This window comes from Paenibacillus sp. FSL R7-0163 (assembly GCF_037969975.1).
Taxonomy (GTDB): Bacteria; Bacillota; Bacilli; order Paenibacillales; family Paenibacillaceae; genus Paenibacillus_AQ; species Paenibacillus_AQ odorifer.
In genome coordinates this window covers 3,211,750-3,232,038 of record NZ_CP150224.1, presented here as the reverse complement: position 1 = coordinate 3,232,038, position 20,289 = coordinate 3,211,750, and the positions used below count along the sequence as shown (strand labels likewise).

Annotated in this window: 15 protein-coding genes, 1 pseudogene and 1 other annotated feature; of the genes and pseudogenes, 10 read left to right on the top strand and 6 right to left on the bottom strand. The window is 41.9% G+C overall.

Annotated elements, in window-relative coordinates:
- Positions 1 to 54 precede the first annotated feature (54 nt).
- On the bottom strand, positions 55 to 1,191 hold the full coding sequence (locus NST45_RS14375) for a VanZ family protein (protein WP_326046609.1): 1,137 nt from the start codon (positions 1,189 to 1,191) through the stop codon (positions 55 to 57).
- Between the two features lie 152 nt (positions 1,192 to 1,343).
- Here NST45_RS14375 and NST45_RS14370 point away from each other — a divergent pair, with 152 nt between their 5' ends.
- The 3 genes from NST45_RS14370 (at position 1,344) to NST45_RS14360 (ending at position 3,590) form a co-directional block, all read left to right on the top strand.
- Complete coding sequence (locus NST45_RS14370) at positions 1,344 to 1,691, top strand: hypothetical protein (protein WP_036686343.1); 348 nt, start codon at positions 1,344 to 1,346, stop codon at positions 1,689 to 1,691.
- Between the two features lie 103 nt (positions 1,692 to 1,794).
- A complete protein-coding gene (locus tag NST45_RS14365; protein ID WP_339826017.1) occupies positions 1,795 to 2,253 on the top strand; it encodes a hypothetical protein in 459 nt (152 codons plus the stop codon).
- Positions 2,254 to 2,357: 104 nt separating this feature from the next.
- Complete coding sequence (locus tag NST45_RS14360) at positions 2,358 to 3,590, top strand: aminopeptidase (protein ID WP_036686346.1); 1,233 nt, start codon at positions 2,358 to 2,360, stop codon at positions 3,588 to 3,590.
- 68 nt (positions 3,591 to 3,658) lie between these two features.
- On the opposite strand, the gene trpS is transcribed toward NST45_RS14360, so the two are convergent.
- Positions 3,659 to 4,654: a tryptophan--tRNA ligase gene (trpS, locus tag NST45_RS14355; RefSeq protein WP_076105026.1), complete on the bottom strand. Its 996-nt coding sequence runs from the start codon at positions 4,652 to 4,654 to the stop codon at positions 3,659 to 3,661.
- Between the two features lie 104 nt (positions 4,655 to 4,758).
- Positions 4,759 to 5,041: a binding site (T-box leader), on the bottom strand.
- Positions 5,042 to 5,238: 197 nt separating this feature from the next.
- On the opposite strand from trpS, the gene NST45_RS14350 reads away from it, so the two are divergent.
- Positions 5,239 to 5,664, top strand: coding sequence for a hypothetical protein (locus NST45_RS14350; protein WP_036686349.1), 426 nt, complete (start codon positions 5,239 to 5,241; stop codon positions 5,662 to 5,664).
- Positions 5,665 to 5,814: 150 nt separating this feature from the next.
- On the opposite strand, the gene NST45_RS14345 is transcribed toward NST45_RS14350, so the two are convergent.
- On the bottom strand, positions 5,815 to 6,198 hold the full coding sequence (locus tag NST45_RS14345; protein ID WP_036686351.1) for a winged helix-turn-helix transcriptional regulator: 384 nt from the start codon (positions 6,196 to 6,198) through the stop codon (positions 5,815 to 5,817).
- Between the two features lie 223 nt (positions 6,199 to 6,421).
- On the opposite strand from NST45_RS14345, the gene NST45_RS14340 reads away from it, so the two are divergent.
- A complete protein-coding gene (locus NST45_RS14340; protein WP_036686352.1) occupies positions 6,422 to 6,958 on the top strand; it encodes a sigma-70 family RNA polymerase sigma factor in 537 nt (178 codons plus the stop codon).
- Positions 6,951 to 8,072 (top strand): DUF4179 domain-containing protein, encoded by a 1,122-nt coding sequence (locus NST45_RS14335; protein WP_036686354.1) that lies wholly within the window; start codon positions 6,951 to 6,953, stop codon positions 8,070 to 8,072. The genes NST45_RS14340 and NST45_RS14335 overlap by 8 nt, the downstream gene beginning before the upstream one ends.
- Positions 8,073 to 9,308: 1,236 nt before the next feature.
- Here NST45_RS14335 and NST45_RS14330 read toward each other — a convergent pair.
- Positions 9,309 to 11,513 (bottom strand): annotated as a pseudogene (locus NST45_RS14330) (pectate lyase).
- A gap of 209 nt (positions 11,514 to 11,722) precedes the next feature.
- On the opposite strand from NST45_RS14330, the gene NST45_RS14325 reads away from it, so the two are divergent.
- Positions 11,723 to 13,294, top strand: coding sequence for an ABC-F family ATP-binding cassette domain-containing protein (locus tag NST45_RS14325; RefSeq protein ID WP_076104302.1), 1,572 nt, complete (start codon positions 11,723 to 11,725; stop codon positions 13,292 to 13,294).
- Positions 13,295 to 13,296: 2 nt separating this feature from the next.
- Here the strand turns inward: NST45_RS14325 and NST45_RS14320 are convergent, their stop codons facing one another.
- A complete protein-coding gene (locus tag NST45_RS14320; protein ID WP_339826014.1) occupies positions 13,297 to 15,102 on the bottom strand; it encodes a sensor histidine kinase in 1,806 nt (601 codons plus the stop codon).
- Between the two features lie 5 nt (positions 15,103 to 15,107).
- A complete protein-coding gene (locus NST45_RS14315; protein WP_076104300.1) occupies positions 15,108 to 16,736 on the bottom strand; it encodes a response regulator in 1,629 nt (542 codons plus the stop codon).
- Between the two features lie 262 nt (positions 16,737 to 16,998).
- Between NST45_RS14315 and NST45_RS14310 the strand changes: the two genes are divergently transcribed.
- The 3 genes from NST45_RS14310 to NST45_RS14300 all read left to right on the top strand — a co-directional run bounded on the left by NST45_RS14310 (position 16,999) and on the right by NST45_RS14300 (position 20,268).
- Positions 16,999 to 18,390 (top strand): extracellular solute-binding protein, encoded by a 1,392-nt coding sequence (locus tag NST45_RS14310; protein ID WP_036686361.1) that lies wholly within the window; start codon positions 16,999 to 17,001, stop codon positions 18,388 to 18,390.
- A gap of 129 nt (positions 18,391 to 18,519) precedes the next feature.
- The gene (locus tag NST45_RS14305) at positions 18,520 to 19,368 is read left to right on the top strand and encodes a sugar ABC transporter permease (RefSeq protein ID WP_052097471.1); all 849 of its coding nucleotides are present in this window, start codon (positions 18,520 to 18,522) and stop codon (positions 19,366 to 19,368) included.
- 12 nt (positions 19,369 to 19,380) lie between these two features.
- A complete protein-coding gene (locus NST45_RS14300; protein ID WP_076101717.1) occupies positions 19,381 to 20,268 on the top strand; it encodes a carbohydrate ABC transporter permease in 888 nt (295 codons plus the stop codon).
- Positions 20,269 to 20,289 lie beyond the last annotated feature (21 nt).

The following is a 20,289-nucleotide window of genomic DNA, read 5'->3' as shown; positions in this document are numbered from 1 at the left end:
TCCTAATTCTATAATAATTTCCAATGTTAAAATACCCTTTAAAAAATAACTAGTTTAGCTTTCTACAGGGCTGTTGCTGGATACATCAGATTGGAGCCGTTTCTCTGGCCAAGAAATAACATGAGAAGTTTGACTTAGTTTCTCATATATTAGCTGAGTTTCTTTTTTGAATATACTAATGACTAAATGAATAAAGAAAGCCAAGTCTATCAATAGAACAAACAGATGAATAAGCATATTCCATACGGAGGAAAGATGCCCTAGAAGGGCGGAATCAAGCAAAAGAGAGTGAATCCCAAGCAGCAACCAATATAGCAGGCCATATCTGAGCATCAGAGCCCAGAAAAAAGCATGATTCCCGCTGCTCTTCACCCGAATCCGCACCATCCATTTCCCTAAGGTCCGTCCGCCCGTGAGAGCCGGAACAAGCATGAAGTAAATACCAGTTACAATCCAGAAGGCAGCTTTTATATCGAATCCGAAGAGTACCCCAAACCCGATGCTCCACACCATACTATCGATTAGAAAAGCTATTCCTCTGCGGGTATAGGAGACTCTTTTGGCAGAGCGGTCAATGTTTGTATCCAGTTGTTCTATACGTGGCAATAGCCCGGAGATCCAAATGGAAATTCGAAATCCAAAGATTCCTCCGATTGTGTTGGTAATGAGATCATCGACATCAAAAAGACGGTAAGGATGATCGAAGAAACCGTAAATCCCTGTAATCTGCGTGATCTCAAAGGACAGGGAAAAGGCAAAGGATAGTAGAATGCACACGACCCAGCGTGTACGAAAATAATAGCCCAGAAACATTCCAAACGGTACGGTCAATGCAACGTTAAAAATGACCTGTAAAAATGCAGGCTCACGCAGTAATGACCAGTAGGTAGAGATTTGATCAGGGATGATCGTCGATCCATCCACAATATCCTGAATAAATTGAAGGGGAATGAATTGGACGATACTCCCAGAAGGTGCAGCATTGTGCCGGGAGGATGGAAAAGGAAGCAAGACTAGAAAATAAGCGTTCATCAGATAGAGCAGCAGCAGATATAGGATTAAAGCTCTAAGCTTATGTATATAGCCATGTCTGCGGTATTGTACGATAAGAAAAGGAAGTGTGAAGAACAGCGCTGCTATTGGAAACATCATGAACGCATACGAAATTGGAAAAAAGTACGAATGAAACATAAGTCACCTGCCGTGGAATTGTTTTTATAAGAAATTTGACTCTACTTGGAAATTAGCTATCCCCGGCTCATTATAAGTTTTTATGATAGGGAACTCAACTAATTTATCGAACGTTTCCGGCATACATATGTCTATGAAGGAGCGTGAAGTGGATGGAGAAAAAGGTTCAGCAGTATTATCGGCTCAAGCAAAAGCAAAAAGATATTGAAAAAGAATTGGCCGAGCTTCGTCAGGATATTTTAAATTATTGTAGTGAGCAGGAAACCACCGAGACTGAAATTGGCAGCTATAAAGTGAAGCTGGTCGTGCAAAACCGCAAAGAATATGATGATGCAAAGTTATATGAGACCTTATCGGACCCTGAAGTGTGGCGTTTGCTCTCCAAATCAGATCCGGCAAAGGTGGCAAGCTTGACCAAGTTGAATGTAATTTCAGAGGATAAAATCATGCATACTTATACTTTGAAGACCGTAACACTGCTGCAGGTGGATAAAAAATAGTGATTCAAGTGAGCGGTTCCTTGTGGGAGCCGCTTTATTTGGCTGATAACTGTCCAGATTAAGGGAATATGTTACAGTATTAGGGTGGATGGGAGGTTGAATAGTGAAAAAAATAATCATCGGAGGCGTCATGGGCTTAACGATTTTACTTTTTTTCTTGTTTATCTTGCGGCATGATAATCAATCACTTGAGGTAAAACCGGAAGTTCTGTTCCCAACAGCGGAATACAGGGTGACTGATAGTAGTGCTCCAGGATTACCTATGCTTATAACTGCTGAAGGGGCGAATGTTATTAAGATACAGGTTACGTCCGGCAATTTATTGTTATGGAACCCCCCTGACTACAAGGTGCATAACAAAGGTCTTGAGCTGAAAATCAAATCTGGAGATCAAATTTATTGGAGTCCAATGGATGGAAATAATAAACAAATAGATGAGCCTCAGGATACCAAGATCATAGTGATTGCTTACCATAATGATAAGCAGATCGGAATGTCCAACGTAGAGATTCATAAGAATGATCTAGGTGTCTATACAGGGGAAATACCTGAAGTGAAGTAACTGAGAATCTAAATCGAATCGCAACTATCCTCGTTTTGCGTTAAAATAAGAAGTGAAGCTGACCGAGTGCTTATAGCAACCCTAGAGATGGAGGAAGAGAATTCATGAAAGATTTTGAAGTAATGCTGGAGAAATACGCGAACCTAGTTGTAAAAGTAGGAGTAAATGTACAGCCTGGACAAGTCCTTATGGTACATGCACCGATAGAAACCGCAGAACTTACTCGCTTGATTGTAGCGAAAGCCTATGAAGCGGGAGCTAAATATGTAATTGTTGACTGGGACGATGAAGCAACTACACGGATCCGTTATGAAAAAGCCCCAGAGGATTCTTTCGATTACTATCCACAGTGGCAGGCTGAGATGATGGAGAAATTCGCGGAAGAAAATGGTGCCATCTTACATATTAAAGTACCTGATCCGGAACTGTTTAATGGCATTGATTCTTCTAAGGTATCTAGAGCAGTCAAAGCAGCAGCTATTGCTCGCAAGAACTACTCCAAATATACTCGGAACAGCAAAATCAGCTGGTCTCTGGTCAAAGCGCCAACACGTGCTTGGGCGAACAAGGTTTTTGCCGATCTTCCTGAAGAAGAGCGGGTAGAGGCGATGTGGGAAGCTGTATTCCAGATGAATCGTGTGGGCAGCGATGATCCGGTAGCTGCTTGGAGAGAGCATATTGGTCAGTTGAAAGAAAGTCAGGATAGAATGAACGCTAAACGTTATAAAAGCCTGCATTACCGTGCTCCGGGAACGGATCTGCATGTAGAGCTTCCGGAAGGCCATTTATGGCGCGGGGGTGGCGGTGAGAATGATAAAGGTGTTTATTTTGTTGCTAATATGCCAACGGAAGAGATTTATTCCATGCCCCATCGTACTGGAGTGAATGGCACAGTTAGAAGCACGCTCCCTCTTAATTTGAATGGACGTTTAGTTGAAGGACTTTCATTCACTTTTGAAAAGGGGAAAGTCGTAGCTTATGAAGCTGAATCCGGACGTGAGCATTTAACCTCACTGCTGGCAACGGATGAAGGTGCATCTTATCTAGGAGAAGTAGCCTTAGTGCAGCATGATTCTCCAATCTCTCGCTTGAACCGCATTTTTTACAATACAGGGATTGATGAGAATGCCTCCTGCCATTTCGCGCTAGGAAGTGCTTATCCTGTAAATATTGAAGGCGGCACAAAGCTTACGAACGAAGAGCTTGTGGCTAGAGGAGCTAATGTCAGCTTAACTCATGTCGATTTTATGATCGGTTCAGCAGAGCTGGATATTGACGGAGAGCTGGCGGACGGCACGATTGAACCCGTATTCCGTAAGGGAAATTGGGTGTTGTAAGGAGAAGAAAAAAGCCGGATCTCTTCCAATGAGCTTCCGGCTTTTTTGAGTACCTATAAATATCATTTTTAGATTGAAAAATAGTTAAGACTCATAGCCTCACGTACTTCGGCCATTGTTTCCTGAGCAATGCTGCGGGCATGCTGTGTTCCAGAGATTAAGATTTCCTGCACAAGCTTGGGCTTAGTAGCATAATAGGAACGCCGCTCTCGCATCGGTTCTATAAGCTGATCTAGAGCTGTCGAAATCAACTGTTTGCAAGCAGAACAACCCATGGTACCCCGCTCACAGCCTTCACGAATTTCGGTTACCCCCGCTGAGCGAAAAGCACCATGATAAGCAAAAATAGGACAGATATCTGGATGTCCGGGATCATTTTTATGCACACGCGCAGGATCGGTTGTGGCTTTTCTTATCTTGAAGGTGATTTCTTCCTTAGTGGAGTCCAGCTCGATGGCATTGCCAAGGCTTTTACTCATTTTAGCGTTGCCATCCGTACCCACAAGTCTCGGCGTCTCACTGATCAGCGCTTTGGGTTCCACCAGTATCGGGCTGTACAGCTCGTTGAATCTGCGGACGATTTTGCGGGTTAATTCCAGATGGGGGAGCTGGTCTTCTCCTACAGGAATGATCGTTGCTTTACAAAAAGTTATGTCAGCAGTCTGACTAACTGGATAACCTAGAAAACCGTAATACAATTCATCAAAGCTGGAATTTTTTGATTCGGCTTTAATCGTGGGATTATGCCGTAAAGAATTCACAGTAACAAACATAGAGAACAAGATGGTCAGCTCTGCGATTTCAGGGATCATCGATTGAATAAATATAGTTGTTTTCTCCGGATTTATACCCGCAGATAAATAGTCCAGTGTGATCTCATGCAGATGTTGACCCAGTAGCTGCGGACGATCAAAATGGGTCGTTAGGGCTTGAATATCCGCTAAAAACACAAAAGTTTCATATTGCTCCTGAAGGGCTACTCGGGTCTGCAAGCTGCCGGCGTAATGGCCAAGGTGAAGCTTTCCAGTCACTCGATCTCCAGTTAAGACACGTTCGTTCATCATATAAAAATTCCTCCTGTTATTTAGCATTTGGTTACACTCGAGTCGCCACCACCAGCCATCATCCATGGCCATCACCTCCTTTAAATGACAAAAAAACCTCATCCAATAAGGACGAAGTTGTCGTGGTACCACCTTAAATGATCGTGTCACCTTACGATTCTTGGCTTTCGATCTTCTCTTACCTGTACGGAGAGGTTGAATTAATTCTCGATACAGGTCCCTTGATAACGGCGGGAACCCCGGTTTTCCCTACTGCATCCATTAAGATAGTTCGGAAAAACAACTATAAAGGCCATTCGAGCATACGCTGGTCACCGGTTCGCACCTACCACCGGCTCTCTGAAGACCATGTTCGTCTGTCTACTTACCCTTTGTCATCGTTGTTCATGATATGTGAATTATTGTAATTCTGAACAGGGGTGTTGTCAATGAGTGGAAATCGTATGGTGATTGATGAGGTATCTAGGTTTATATGATCTAGCAAAGTATACCTTAAATGTATATAATCATCAGGAATTTAGTCCAATCTATCATTGCGGATTCACAATATACTACTCTATAACCTTGAAATGGAGTGATGATAAATGGCGACAATAATAAGTTATGGGTCACAGGCAAAAATCCCGTTAGATCCGTTTACTACAGCTATAACGGTTGCAGGGATTCCTGGAGCTGGAGCGGGTCTAGCCACAGCGCAAGTAAATATTAGTCCGGCTAATCCGGCTTCTTTCTCCAGTAGAGTCGAGTTAAATGGTAGTTTTAGTCTTACTGCACTTGCTAATAGCCAATTTCTTGTTATCATCCGACGAGCTGGAGTCGATATTTATAGATCCTTTTATCGTTTTACTACTATTACTGATATTCAATTAAGTGCTCAGTGGGTTGATGGTGCTTATATTGGAGTCCACAATTATGAATTGGTAATTCAGAATGATAGCAACTTGCCTATAAATCTATTTGGACCCATATCATTCACAGCAACTGCTATTGGAGGAGAGGGCGTAATTTAAGTTATGTTCCTATGCGCCATTCAAGGGACGGGTGAATCAAAGCTTTGGACAGTTGAATCGATCTGATTCAGCTGTCCTTTTTTCATGAACGTATAATTGAAGTACAACTCTCGCAGCATAAATATCCAACCATACCCTTGATAGAGCGGTTTATTTATTTAAAATGTTATCCTCTAAAACAGCGTATTTATCGCCGAATTGCTTAATGATATGTTGTTCTCCCCAATTACATAATGCAGTCAAAATATCGCTTAAACTATCACCATATTCACTAAGCTCGTATTCTACTTTTGGTGGAACCTGATTATAAACAATTCGGTTGATGATTCCATCTGCCTCAAGCTCGCGTAGCTGCTGGGTTAACATTTTTTGAGTAATGCCGGGCATCAACTGTTTTAACTCGGAGGTGCGTTTTTTGCCATGAGTTAAATGACATAGAATTACGCATTTCCATTTCCCTCCGATGACCTCTAGTGTGGCTTCAACAGAAATATTGTATTTTTTCTTGACAGTTGTTGTTGGTGTTGTTGTCATGATAACCTCCATGGTATGGGTACTTTTTAGTACCTATGGCACTTTTAAGTGCGTACTATTGATTATGTCCAATTTAACCTATCATAACATTTTTCGTTCAATTTTTATAGAATGCTATAATTTAGAGAGCTTTTGGCAAAAAAGTTAAACGAAACAAAAACCGTTTCTATACCTCCCCCGTCTTAATCTATGAAAGGTTGAAGAGGGGAGGCTAAGGAAGGACATGACGATGACTAATGCAGAAATGAAAAAAGTAACGATTCTTGATACTCGGAGCGAGACGGATTTTTACGATTCGATATTGGTACATAGAGAACAACTGTACAGTATTGCTTATAGTTACTTGCGGAACCGAAACGATGCGCTGGAAGCGATGCAGGAAATGACTTGCCGGGCCTGGATTAAAAGAAAAACATTAAAGGACCCCAAAGCATTCAAATCATGGATTATTCGAATTCTAATTTATGTCTGTATAGATGAACAAAGACGAAGAAAACGTTCCATGCCGCTGGTAGATGAAAGAATAGGAGAACAGGTCACACATATTGGCCATCATCGGATGGAAATGTTGTGGGCACTTGAGCAGGTTAAGCCCAAGTATCGCCATGTGCTGCTGCTAAAATACTACAACGATATGACCTTGACTGAGATCGCTAACATTATGAATAAACCCGAGGGAACGGTTAAGACTTGGCAACATAAAGGGCTCAAGCAGTTGCGAACCATCATAAAGAATCGGGGTGAATGGAACAATGAGTAGTCAAGAGGAGCTTGCCATGTTAAGCGATGCCGAACGTATCCCACAAGAACAAAAAATAGAGAATGCAGCCGCTCAAATCTATGCGATCCAAGCAGGCTTGGAATTAGGCAAGAAACGTGGCAGAAGGTTAATGTTCACAAAAAGCGCGATGTCTGTGCTGGCGGCTGCAGTGATGATAGCGGGCCTGCTGTTCTTCAATCCAACCCAGCTGATGCCACAGCAAGGGACTTCGAGTGCTGAAACGTTCGATTGGGGCGTGTTGGAGCCTTTTAAAACATTGGCTGCAGCTGATATTGATGCTCTTACTTTAGAGTCTGCAATCCGGAATGATTATGTACAAATCGTTAATAAGAGTGCTGAATCAAATGGATATAAAATTACTCTGAATGCTGTGCTTGCTGATGAAAACAAAATCATGCTGCTGTATACAGGAACAACAAGTGATGGTCAGGAAGTGTACAGTGTAAATAGTGTGAAGCTGACAGATGCTGAAACTGGACGAGATGTAATGGAGGAGAATGGGAATAGAGGCGGAATGGGAGCACACGCAGAGGGAACCATATATACTTGGCTCGGCAAAACTGTATTTTCACTGGACCGAAATAAACCAAGGCCAACAGACGTAGTGGCGGATTTTCAGATTGCCTCTGTAGACCCGGGAATGTTAAGTAAACCGAAAACAGGAACGGTTTTATCTGACATGCGGTATTCTGATCGTTTAAAAGTAAACTTCTCTATTGATCCTAAGTTTTGGGAGCTGAAGACGGAGACGTTAGTTGTGGACCACCCTTTCAAAATTGACGGACAGGAAGTAAAACTAGCCGAAGTCGAGCTTTCTCCGTTAAGCATAGCGCTCAAATATACGATAAATGAGGAATTGCAAACGGATTGGATCGTCCGAAATGAACTGTTTCAAAAGCTCCCCTATGAATTAACTGCGCAGGTTGGGAAGCACGACATTAAAATTAATCCGAATTCTGGTAGTGGAGCTGATGATGGATTTATAAGTTACTTCAGCAGTAATGTGTTGGATCACCCGAAGTCACTGCGTTTGAAGCTTAGTGCGGGGGCAGATCGAGAGAAAGAAGAGTATATTGATATTCTGAAAAAATGAGCGGTAAGCGATATTAGTGAATATGCGTTGGAAGTCGTAATATAGAAAAAGGCCGCTGGTTGCGGCCTTTTTGTTATTGTTGGGACATTATACTAACTTTGTGAGTTACCATTAACACCAAACGCATCACTTGTTAATGAGAACAAACTCCTAATGCTCCTATCGGGACTATATGTGCTTAATGCTCCTCACGGGCTACAGGCTCTTAATGTTCCTCAGGCTTCTCACGTTTCACAGGCTCCACACGTTTCACAGGCTCCACACGTTTCACAGGCTCCTCATGTTTCTCACGTTCCTCATGTTTCTCAGGTTTCTCATGTTCCTCATGTTCCTCATGTTTCTCACGCGCGTAACACTCCTAACGGACTGTATTGCAACTATTTTGGCTTTTTTGACCATTTTGCTGAGTTTTCGGACTGCATAGCTCTTATTGGTCTAAATCCACACCAAAATTAAGCATATTGGGTTGAATAGCTGCATCAGTCCGATAGCACTGCGAAATGCCCGGATTCTTCGAAATAAGGGCTCCTGAGTCCGAACCATCTTACCTCGTAAATACTGCACTGTAAACTGTAAACTCGCCATCTGACCTCGTAAATACTGCACAGTAAACTGTAAAACACCGTCTGAGCGTCTTAGATATTTCGGCAGAACAAAAGTGGCGTTAGTGCGGTACAAAAGTGTTGCTAAGTGGCAATTAAGTTAATAACGCTCCTCACTTTTCTCATGTTCCTCATGTTTCTCACGCGCGTAACACTCCTAACGGACTGTATTGCAACTATTTTGGCTTTTTTGACCATTTTGCTGAGTTTTCGGACTGCATAGCTCTTATTGGTCTAAATCCACACCAAAATTAAGCATATTGGGTTGAATAGCTGCATCTGAGTCCGATAGCACTGCGAAATGCCCGGATTCTTCGAAATAAGGGCTCCTGAGTCCGAACCATCTGGTATCGTAAATACTGCACTGTTAACTGTAAAATCGTCGTCTGACCTCGTAAATACTGCACAGTAAACAGTAAATCACCGTCTGAGCGTCTTAGCTATTTCGGCAGAACAAAAGTGGCGTTAGTGCGGCGTTAGTGCGGTACAAAAGTTTGCTAATCTGGTGTTAATATGGCGCTAATTTGGTGCAAAGGTGGCGCTAATGTGGCAACTAAGTTAGTAACTTTTCTCGGTGTAGTTATGGGAGTATGTGTTCAGTGATTAGTTAGTCGCATTTGTCGCATTAGTCGAATTAGTTACTGTAACTTGTTTTCAGCCATTCCTCGTTTGACCAGGACAATTTGCCAGCCCCTGAACCGTCAACAGCGGTAAGTCTAGATTTTAGACTAACTGGGTCATCTGAAGTGTAGCTATAAGGTAGTGTTGTGAATCCGTTCCATGCAAATGCTTTAACGGCAGCGGGTGCAGGGGAGAGAGGGCTGTTCTTAGATGTACTGTCTCCTCTGAATGTTGCTCCATCTAGTGAATAGATCGTATCTAAAGCTGCGATTGCACCCGTATATTTGCTATTACTCGCATCCGCTTGATTGTTGCGAAGTGGATTCACTACATCAATGATTACAGAACTTTCAAGTAATACAGCTCCTCCTTCTGTCGAGATTGCTCCGTTACTTGTAACCCCGAAATGATACCCCTTGCTTGAGATCGCTTTTTCCATAGCGGAGGTTAGACGTTTTTTAGCCAATCTGGTATCTTCGTTGTCCATTACAATGTTATAGGCATGCGCATTACCACTACGAAGGCGGGGCATGCGGTCTTGTATATCTTTATAGTAGTTGTGATGGAGCGTCACAGAAAGAAGCGCATTATCAGCTGCAAATTCTGTTGCGCCTATTAAAATGGCCACTTTTTTTGACTAGCGGCAATCGCAATGATGTCGTCTTTACTTATACAACTGAGCTGCTTCTTAAATAAGCGTACATGGGATAAGCAGCCTTGTTGGCTTCCATAGCATTAATTTGCTGAGTAACCCAGCTGTTTTTCTATCATCCCCTAAGAAGGAAGACCATGAAATGGTGACGCCGTTGCTGCCTTTTTTAACATCGACAACTCCGTCATAAGATTTATTGAAGGTGCAGTGGTCGATCCATACGTTGTTGCTATTCTCAATGGTGATGTAGTCCCAGTCGTTTTTATCGTAATTTCCTTTGGTTGCTTCATCCCATTCCCACAGCTCATCAAATTCAAGGTTGCGGATGATGACGTTAGAGCTTCTTTTAAAAGTAAAAGCGGCATGTTTAATGGTTGCACCCTTAGCAGAGAAAATGGTCAAACCGTCGAAGTTGTCTATAGACACTTTGCTGACACCAGTCTCTATTAATACGGGATGTGTTAAAGCACTGTTATGAGCGCTAAATGGGGAGATCTTTGTCGCATCAGAAATTTCATTCCATCCCAGATCCAAGTCGTTCATAATTTCAATAACCTTTATTTTGGATCCTTTTCTCAGTGCAGTGGCAAGATCTTCTGCGCTATAAACCTTTTTATAGAGTGGACTGGTTTCTTGGATATTTCCACCACCTGTTGTTCCTGTGGCAAACCCAGCCAAATCATATTCACTAACCTGTACCGGTGTAGGCGTTGGTGAAACAGTTGGTATCGGCGTAGCAGTAGGTGTTGGTGTAGCAGTCGGAGTCGGTATTGCAGTCGGTATCGGCGTAGCAGTAGGTGTTGGTGTAGCAGTAGGTGTCGGTGAGGCAGTTGGTGTCTGTGAAGCAGTCGGAGTCGGTATTGCAGTTGGTGTCGTCGTAGCAGTAGGCGTTGGTGTAGCAGTAGGTGTCGGTGAAGCAGTCGGAGTCGGTATTGCAGTTGGTGTCGTCGTAGCAGTAGGCGTTGGTGCAGCAGTCGGTGTCGGTGTAGTGCCATTGGTGTCAGAAACGGTCACGTTGTCGAACATCGTAATTGTCTTAAAGGTAACGAGCCCTGCTGTACCTTTTTTTAATTTGGAATCGGAAGCTGAGAGCTCCAGCGTATCATTTACATACATGTTGATGGTATTTCCGCTCATTTCAAGTTTTACATTATACCAAACTCCTGTTTGCAGAGTGTAGGGTTTGCTGGTCAAAGTTGTAGTAGATCCAGAAACCTTTTTTCTGATTTCCAGCATGCCATCATTATTATTATACAAAGAAGCTGAATAAAAATTATTTCCATCTATGTATCTGCCTGCAACATAAGTTCTGTTTGAGCCATTAAAATCAACTACTTTTACATCCGCTTCCACAGTGTAATCGCTCCAGGTTGAATCACCTGCAGAAGTACGTCCTTCTTTTGTGGCAGACTGGTAATATACGCTGTTGCCTTCGTCCTCAACAATAGTCCAATTCCCACTAGTGGATGTCCATAGATTATCGCCCTCTTCAAAGCGGTCTTGGAAGAAGGTAGAAGCACTTGCCGGATACACAATAAAAAGAGAAAAGAGCAGGGTTATGCACATAGTAACACTCACATTTTTCTTGATTGATTTTAGCAAACTCATTGTAATCCTCCTTATGTATTTATAAATTTATATTAATATAAATACATATATCGGAAATAAATATAAGTAATAATATGATTATAAAGTCCTTTTTTTAATTAGTGCTATAATAGCTTTTTGGGTATTCAACGATGAATTCTGATCTATACGAACTAGGAGTGATAGACTTGAGCGTAATCCGAATGGAGAACGTAACTAAGAAATATGAGAATACATTGATCTTTCGAGATATTTATTTTCGTGTGAGCAAGGGTGAACGTATTGGCTTAATCGGACGAAATGGAGCAGGTAAATCTACTGTTTTTAAGCTAATAATGGGAAAAGAGGAGCCAACGGCAGGAAAAGTAGAATTAGATCCCAATGTGAAGATCAGCTACTTCTCTCAATTCTCGGAGCTTTCCGGGTCTTTGTCTGTACAACAAGAGTTAGAACTTTGCTTCGAAGAGGTAGCACGCATTGAACAGGAGCTTAACCAAATAGGAGAACAGCTTGGGCAGGTGTCGGATGATGTCCAGATGAATGTACTTTTAGAGCGCCAAGCTGAGCTTTTTGGACAAATGGAGCATTTGGATGGCTGGAATGTATCTGTGGAAATCAATACGGTGCTGACTAAATTAGGATTCGATGAGAGATCGCGGCATCAACCTGTAGAGGAGTTATCCGGAGGCTGGAGGAACCGCGCGGCACTGGCTAAAGTCTTAATTGAAGGGCCTGATGTTGTATTGCTCGATGAGCCTACTAACTTTTTGGATATGGAAGGGATCGTATGGTTGGAGCAGTGGCTGCACCGTTTCAATGGGGCGATGCTTCTGGTCTCTCATGATCGGCAATTTATTGACAGAGTGGTCACGCGGACGATAGAAATCGAGAACTATCATTTCCAGGAATATGAAGGGAATTATACCGATTACGTTCGTAAAAAGAAGATGCGCAAAAAAGTGCTCGATCGGCAATTTGAGTGGGAAGAAGAACTTCTCCTTATGGAGTCTGAGGCCATTGAAAACCGCGGTAGTAAGAAGTCCTCTAAGGATCGTCTTTCGCGTAAGCTAACGGATATGAAAAAACGAGTGGAACCTCATCCTGTTAACGTATTAATCACTGATATCTATAGTAATTTACGTTTTCCTGACAAGCTGGGGGAAGTGAAGCGGGTTGGACAAAGTTATGATGGCCGCTCCATCTTCCAGAACATTAGCTTCGATATTCAAAAGGAAGACCGGATAGCAATCGTGGGTCCGAACGGCAGCGGAAAGTCGACACTCATCAAAGTACTGACTGGACAAGAAGCACCGGAATCGGGGGAAGTGACTTGGGAACGCGGGGTCAGCTATGCGTACTTTAATCAGATGTGGGATGAGCTGGATCATAAAGATACTGTCAGCCATGCCGTAAATGTTTATGGACTGGGACTGGACGCACCGCGGAAAAAGGTGAATAAATTTCTATCGATGCTGCAATTCTCGGAAATGGATCTGAGTAAAACGATTGGCAGCCTTTCAGGTGGACAGCAGGCCAGAGTGGCTTTAGCGAAATGCCTTCTCTCCGGAGCTGCTGTCATTATTTTAGATGAGCCCACTAACCATTTGGATTTAACTAGTATTCAGGTGATGGAGCAGGCGTTGATTCATTTTCCTGGCGCTGTAGTAACAGTTAGTCATGATCGGTTTTTTATTGATAAAATAGCGACGAAAATGCTTACCTTTGATCCTGAATTAGGCATTACTGAGCAAAATGTCTAGGATTACGCGGGAAGACGGATGATCACTGTCGTTCCTTCCCCTACGTGACTGGAAATTTCAATTCCATATTTTTCGCCAAAATGAAATTGAATACGATCATGAACATTTTTAATGCCAATATGTTCCTCATCTAAGGTATCTGAGGGTTGAGAGAGACGGAAACGAAGCTGTTTAAGTTTCTCTTCCTCGATGCCAATGCCGTTATCTTTAACGATAATCAGCATATCATCCCCCGATATCACCGAGGATACCTCAAGCAGACCTGGTTCACTGCGACTTTCTAGGCCGTGTACGATAGCATTCTCTACGATGGGCTGCAAGGAGAAGTGCATGACCTTAACGATCTCGCATTGCGGATCTAGCTGTTCCATATACTGTAATTTATCCCCAAAACGTAACTGCTGAATTTTCACATATAGCCGGACATGCTCAAGTTCTTCGCGCAGGGTAACGGTGATTTTCCCAGTCTGAATATGAATCCGAAACAATCTGCCCACGATTCCCACCATCTCGCCAATCTCTCTTTGCCCATTGATGATGGCTTTCATTTGAATTGATTCAAGGACATTTGCCAGAAAATGAGGATTGATTTGGCTTTTGAGCGCACCATACTGGGCTACCTTTTGTTGAGCCTTGGCCATCGATGATCGCTCAATATAGTTTTGCAAATCTTTTACCATTTTACGAATTCCATTATATAGAACCCCAAATTCATCTTGGCGGTTACTGTACAAATCCACATCGAAATTACCCATCCCCACCAGCTTCACCTTCCGGCTTAACAGAATAATAGGTTTGGTTACGCGTTCCGAGAGGATATACATAAATAAGAGTGCAGTGACAAGCGATAAGAGCGCTAAGGTTAAAATGATTTTGCCAAGAAAAGAAGCCTGCTTAGTCATCTCTTTTTCATCAATATATTGAATGACCTTCCAGTTGGAGTAAGGAGAAGTAACAAAATTAATATACGAATTCTTGTCATCAAAAGTACCATATAAGCTTCCGGCGTCGTTTTTCATAAAAGTATTAAGCGCCTGTTTGTCGATGGGGATAGGCTCTAAAGGACTCGTCTCCAATGAATCTGAGCTATAAACGTTGCCTCCTTTATCGTCTAAAATAATGAATTTCCGCTTGCTATTCTCGGACAGCTTTAAGATTTCACGTAATGAATCCAGCCGGATATCAATTAACATGACACCTAAGGGCTGCTTGCTTCCTTTTTTATTAATGACTCTGGCGATGGAGATGACGGATTGTTTAGAATTGGTGCGATAGAAGGGGAGATGACTTCCAAATAGGATTACACCACCCTTTTTTTGTTGCGTCTGTAAATACCAATCCTCTTGGGTGTAGTCCTTCACATCATAATCCGCACGATTGAAATTGGCGGAGTAGAATACACGTGACCCCGCGAAAATCTGCACACTGTCGACATTTTTAATCGTCATTTCAATCCCGCTGATGAACTGTTCAATCGTGTTTCCATACTGAATACTTAGATCATTCCCGATATTATCTTTGTTGATAGTCCAATGCTCGAGGGCGGTTTGTAATTGACTATCTACTTGGGCATTAAGGGTCCCTTTTTCAATACTTTGCAGATACTGGTCGATGTTGAAAGAAAGATTATTAAGGATGAGATTAGAGCTGCTTTGATATTCATTTTTGACGGCTTGATTTGAAAAAATATAGATAATCGCGGATATAATCAGCAAAGGAATGGTAATGGTCAGGATCATCAGCACAAAAATCTGCCGATTGACATGCCGCATCCGATAACGTTTTTTTGGCTGGTTAATTTGCATCATTTTGCTTACCACCCCGATTGTTTTCTATAGTCTGATGGGGTCATGTTGGTAAAAATCCGGAACGTTTTAACGAAATGCTTATAGCTTTTGTAACCACACATTGTGCAGACATCGGTCACCAGAATCTCCGGTTTTTTTAAGCATTCCTGCGCGTATTCCATACGGATTTCGGTTACAAATCGCATATAGTTCTTATCGAGTTTTCTTTTGAACAGACGACTTAAATAAGAAGGGTTATAGAAGAATCGATCCGCTACCATTTGTAGAGTAATATCTTGATCAATATTAGCTCTAATGAAGGATTTAATATGTTCAAAGATAATCACATCCTGCTGATGGTTATCCGTCAGACCTTCGGTATAAATGTTTCCCAAATGAACCATCCAATTCCCCAGCCACTCGAACATGACCTCAAGGGAGTGGAAATCCTCTACAAAAGTGAGGTTTAAGAGTTTATCGCTGTACACACCATCCATATGAATCTGATTTTTATTAGCGAAGCGGATAATGACACTTATAATTTCTTGTAAATACGCAAGCCATAGATCAGTAGAAGAGCCATCTGTTTTATGCAAAATATCTTGTGCCAATCGTTGCGTTAATTGCAATATCTCTTGTTTATTGGCGTTTTCGATGCAGGAGATTATTCGTTTCTTATCGTTGTCATCTAGTTGAATAAGTGTTGGTTTAGTAGCTGTGGCGCCAGCCTTTATGGATGAGATATGGAATATATTGCGCTCTTTCTGATAGAAGCGCTGATATAACAGCTTTTCAGACTCGTGAAGTAATGAAGTGATTTGAGATAGTTCGTTCGTTACTGTGCCTATAGCAAGATAAAGGGCAAAATGATGTTCTAGTGTAAGCTTGTTCAAATGCTGATCGAGTTCAGTAAGTACTTGTGTCTCAAAAGGGATAGTGCTCGTTGCAGTCTGTGATCCCATGACTATTAGCCCGTATAGTTTGGATTTAGCAGAATATGTAAAAATAGATCTTGGCAGATCTGCCGGGAGATAGGCCTCCGTAGCAAGATGTATAAACTTAGTAGCCTGTTCTCTCATCCACAAGGTGGATTGTGAAGGAGTTTCTCTGATAAGGAAACCTGCCAAAACAAAAGGGAGATACAAATAATGTTTACTTTTGAAACTACATAATTCAGCGATTAAATTAGTGTCCATTGCAGGTTGTTCTTCTTCCAGTAGTAGCTTTATAAGTTGTGAGCCTTCCAGAGTAGAACGTTTTCTTTGTTCTTGTTGTTTAAGTTGCAGCTTGTTCATGCATTCTTGAATCACGGTTAGACTTTCTTCATATTCCAAAGGTTTGAGCAAAAAAGCATGTACACTCCCAAGTTTGATGGCTCGTTGAGCGTATTCGAAATCATTAAATCCCGTCAAAATGATAAACAAAGTATCAGGAAGGAATTGGCGAAGCTCTTCGATCATCTGAAGACCATCCATTTCGGGCATGCGAATATCAGTGATCACTAAATCTGGCTGCTCACGCAGTGCGGTAACGAAGCCTTCTTTTCCATTCTCCGCTTCAACAATACTCTGAACACCAAGCTCCTGCCACGAAAAGTAATGTTTTAATCCCGTCCGTATTAACGGTTCATCCTCTACAATCATAAGCTTGTACATGAAATCCCTCCGGAAGACTAGATTTATAGTGGATTATTCAACATCGATACCATCAAATGTAAGTTATAAGCTAAAAATTAAAATAATTATAGGTGAAATATGTAATGTATTATAACATTGAAGAGGGACTGAAAGAAGGTATAGGTCAGAATACGACCCTAAATGTAAAAGGAGTGGGATTCTCCTAAATTTATAATTGATTTATGATTAGCGCAAGGAATGATAAAGTATTTTATTCCACAAAAATAATAGGGGGTAGCACATGAGAGCAATGAAAAAAGGGCTAATGAGCATTGTTGGTGTCGCACTTTTAGGTACACAGTTAGTTGCATGCGGAAATACGAATACAGCGAATTCCGCCAATGAACCAAGTAATAATACTGATAAGAGTGAGCCCGCGGCCACTGAGACTGCTGCTAAACCAGCAGAAATAACATGGTGGAATTTTCCGAGCTTTCAAGCTTTAGATGGTGAAGTTGGCAAATATGAGAAGGAAATCATTGCAGCTTTTAATGAGAAGAATCCGGAAATTAAAGTCAACCTTGAGATGATCACCTTTGAAGGCGGCCCTGAAAAACTGAATGTGGCGATTGCTTCGAATACCGCACCTGATGTAATTTATGATGCTCCTGGACGGATTATTGACTGGGGTAAAAAGGACTTATTAGCACCTCTTAATGATATGGTGACCGATGAAGTGAAAAATGATATTTCGGAAGCCTTTTGGAAGCAGTCTAGTGTTGGAGATGAGATCTTTATGTACCCGATCAATACAGCTCCTTTTATGATGGCGGTAAACAAGACCGTTTTTGAGAAGATTGGCGCGCTAGATTTGCTTCCTCTGGATAAGGAAGACCGAACTTGGACGTTTGAAGAATATAAGAAAGCGCTGGAAGCTGTTAAAGAAAAAGCACCTGATGTTATCCCTACCGGATTCTTCGCGAAGAGCCAAGCTGGAGATCAAGGAACTCGCGCATATCTTGCTAACTTAGGTGTATCCAGATTTCTAAATGAAGATAATTCCGCAGTCGCGATCAATACTGATAATGCTGCGAAAGCGTTGGATTGGATCGTTCAAGCTACAAAAGATAAACTTAGCGTTTCTGGTGCGGCTTCCCTTGCGGCTGCTGACGTGAACGACTTATTTTTACAAGGAAAATTAGCCTTTACACTCAACTATTCTGCAGTACTTAAAGCTCAGAACGTATCTAAAAAAATGGTTGAATTCGAAGATGTTCTGCTTCCTTTCCCTACTTTAGATGGATCGGAACCTAAGCTTGAACCTTACCTCGGTGGTATGGCTGTATTCAATAATGGTGATGATGCCAAGATTGCAGCTTCTAAGAAGCTGATTGATTTTATCGCTAATGACCCTGTATGGGGTAAGAAAAACTTGATTCAAACAGGTGGTCTGTCTGTTCGTAATTCGATTACAGGCCTCTATGATGATGCAGAGTACAAATACGCTGAGTATGCTCGTAAATTCACAACAGATGCACCTACCATTGCCGATGGATATGCTGATATTCGTACTTTCTGGTTCCCTGAATTACAACGTGCTTTAACTGGAGGCGCAACCGGTAAAGAAGCTTTGGACAGCTTTGCTGCAAAAGCAAACGAAGCGATTACAAAAGCAAAGGCTGCAATGAAATAAAAAAAGTGAATGGTGTCCAAAAGAATAGAGTGCGGGAAGCACTCTTTTCTTTTTAAATCATCGAAGAAATGGGGAAGGACTGTGGGGACAACGGTTCGCAAAATAAAAGGTTATGTGATTCGCGACTGGATGATGAGTTATCTCTTTTTAGTGCCGGCATTTGGGTTTTTCCTGCTTTTTGTAGCTTATCCGATGGTGAAAGGGGTCTATATTAGTTTCTTCGATTATTCGTTGAGAGATTTCAGCTTTATTGGCCTCGATAATTATATCTCCTTAATAAAAGATGATAACTTCAGGAAGTCGATGGGAAATACATTATTGCTTGTACTCATCACCGTACCCATCGTTATTATTTTCTCGTTATTTATCTCTATGAATATTTATAAGAAAAAAGAGTTTGCCAGATCGTTTTTCCGCGGAGTGTTCTATTTGCCGGCTGTATCCTCGGTTGTAAGTATCACAGTCGTTTGGGGCTGGATCTATCATCCGAACTATGGGATTCTAAATTATTTGACCAGCTTTTTGGGAATGGAGCCTATATCCTGGTTAGGAGATACGAGGACTGCACTGCTTGCAATTATCGTGGTTCTGATAACGACCTCTGTAGGGCAGCCGATCATTTTATATGTGGCATCTATTGGGAACATTCCTACTTCTTACATAGAAGCAGCTGAGATTGATCGAGCGACGCCTTGGCAGATTTTCCGAAAAATATTATGGCCAATGCTAATGCCAACGAACTTATATATTATCGTGATTACCACGATCAACACCTTTCAATGTTTTGCGCTAATTCAGCTGCTCACCTCGGGTGGACCTGTGTATAGCACATCGACTGTAATGTATGGCGTTTACGAACAAGCCTTTATGCTCGGTCATTTTGGATATGCCTCGGCGATGGGTGTCATCCTTGCGATTGTGATCGGGATCATTTCTATCATTCAATTTAAATACTTTGGCAGTGATGTTGAGTATTAAGGAGGGGACATCATGAATTCTACGAATCCGTTAGAACTGAGAGCACCTATTGGCCAATCTAAGAAAGTAAGCAGATGGAAAAAAGAATTGACGATTCCAAAAATATTAGCCACCATCCTGTTGATTCTGGCAACGTTGTTTTTTATCTTCCCTTTTTATTGGGTGGTTTCAGGGGCATTTAAGCTTCAGACTGTAGCAACAACGATCCCCCCGGAATGGTTTCCGGCTAAGCCGACTCTGCAAAACTGGACCGAGTTATTTAAGAATCCCGTTGAGCGCTGGATGTTTAATAGTTTCATCATTGCTTTTTGTGAAATGGCAGCGATTTGTATCGTTTCTTCCTGTGCTGGATATGTGCTTGCCAAAAAGTCTTTTCCTGGCCGAGGGATTATTTTTACGATGTTTGTTGCCGCAATGGCATTGCCTAAGCAAGTTATTCTTGTCCCGCTGTTTACGATGCTTGCAGATTTTGGTTGGGTCAATACGTATAAAGGGCTTATTTTACCGGCGATTGGCTGGCCATTTGGAGTCTTCCTAATGAAGCAGTTCGCGCAGACCATTCCAGGAGAATTGATTGAAGCAGCCAAAATAGATGGCAGCTCTGAGATTCGTTTGTTCGGCACCATCATTTTACCTTTGTTAAAACCTGCAATAGGGGCACTGGCCATCTTTACCTTCATCACTTCTTGGAATGATTATTTCAGTCAGCTGATCATGACCAGATCGACTTCAATGATGACATTGCCACTTGGGGTAGCGACTCTTCGGGGTGAATTCACAACAAACTATGGACTGCTTATGGCAGGTGCTGCGTTAGCCTCTATTCCTATGATTGCAATTTTTCTAATGTTCCAAAAAGCCTTTACCCAAGGGATTACTATGGGGGCTGTAAAAGGCTAATTATTCTTATAACAACGAAAA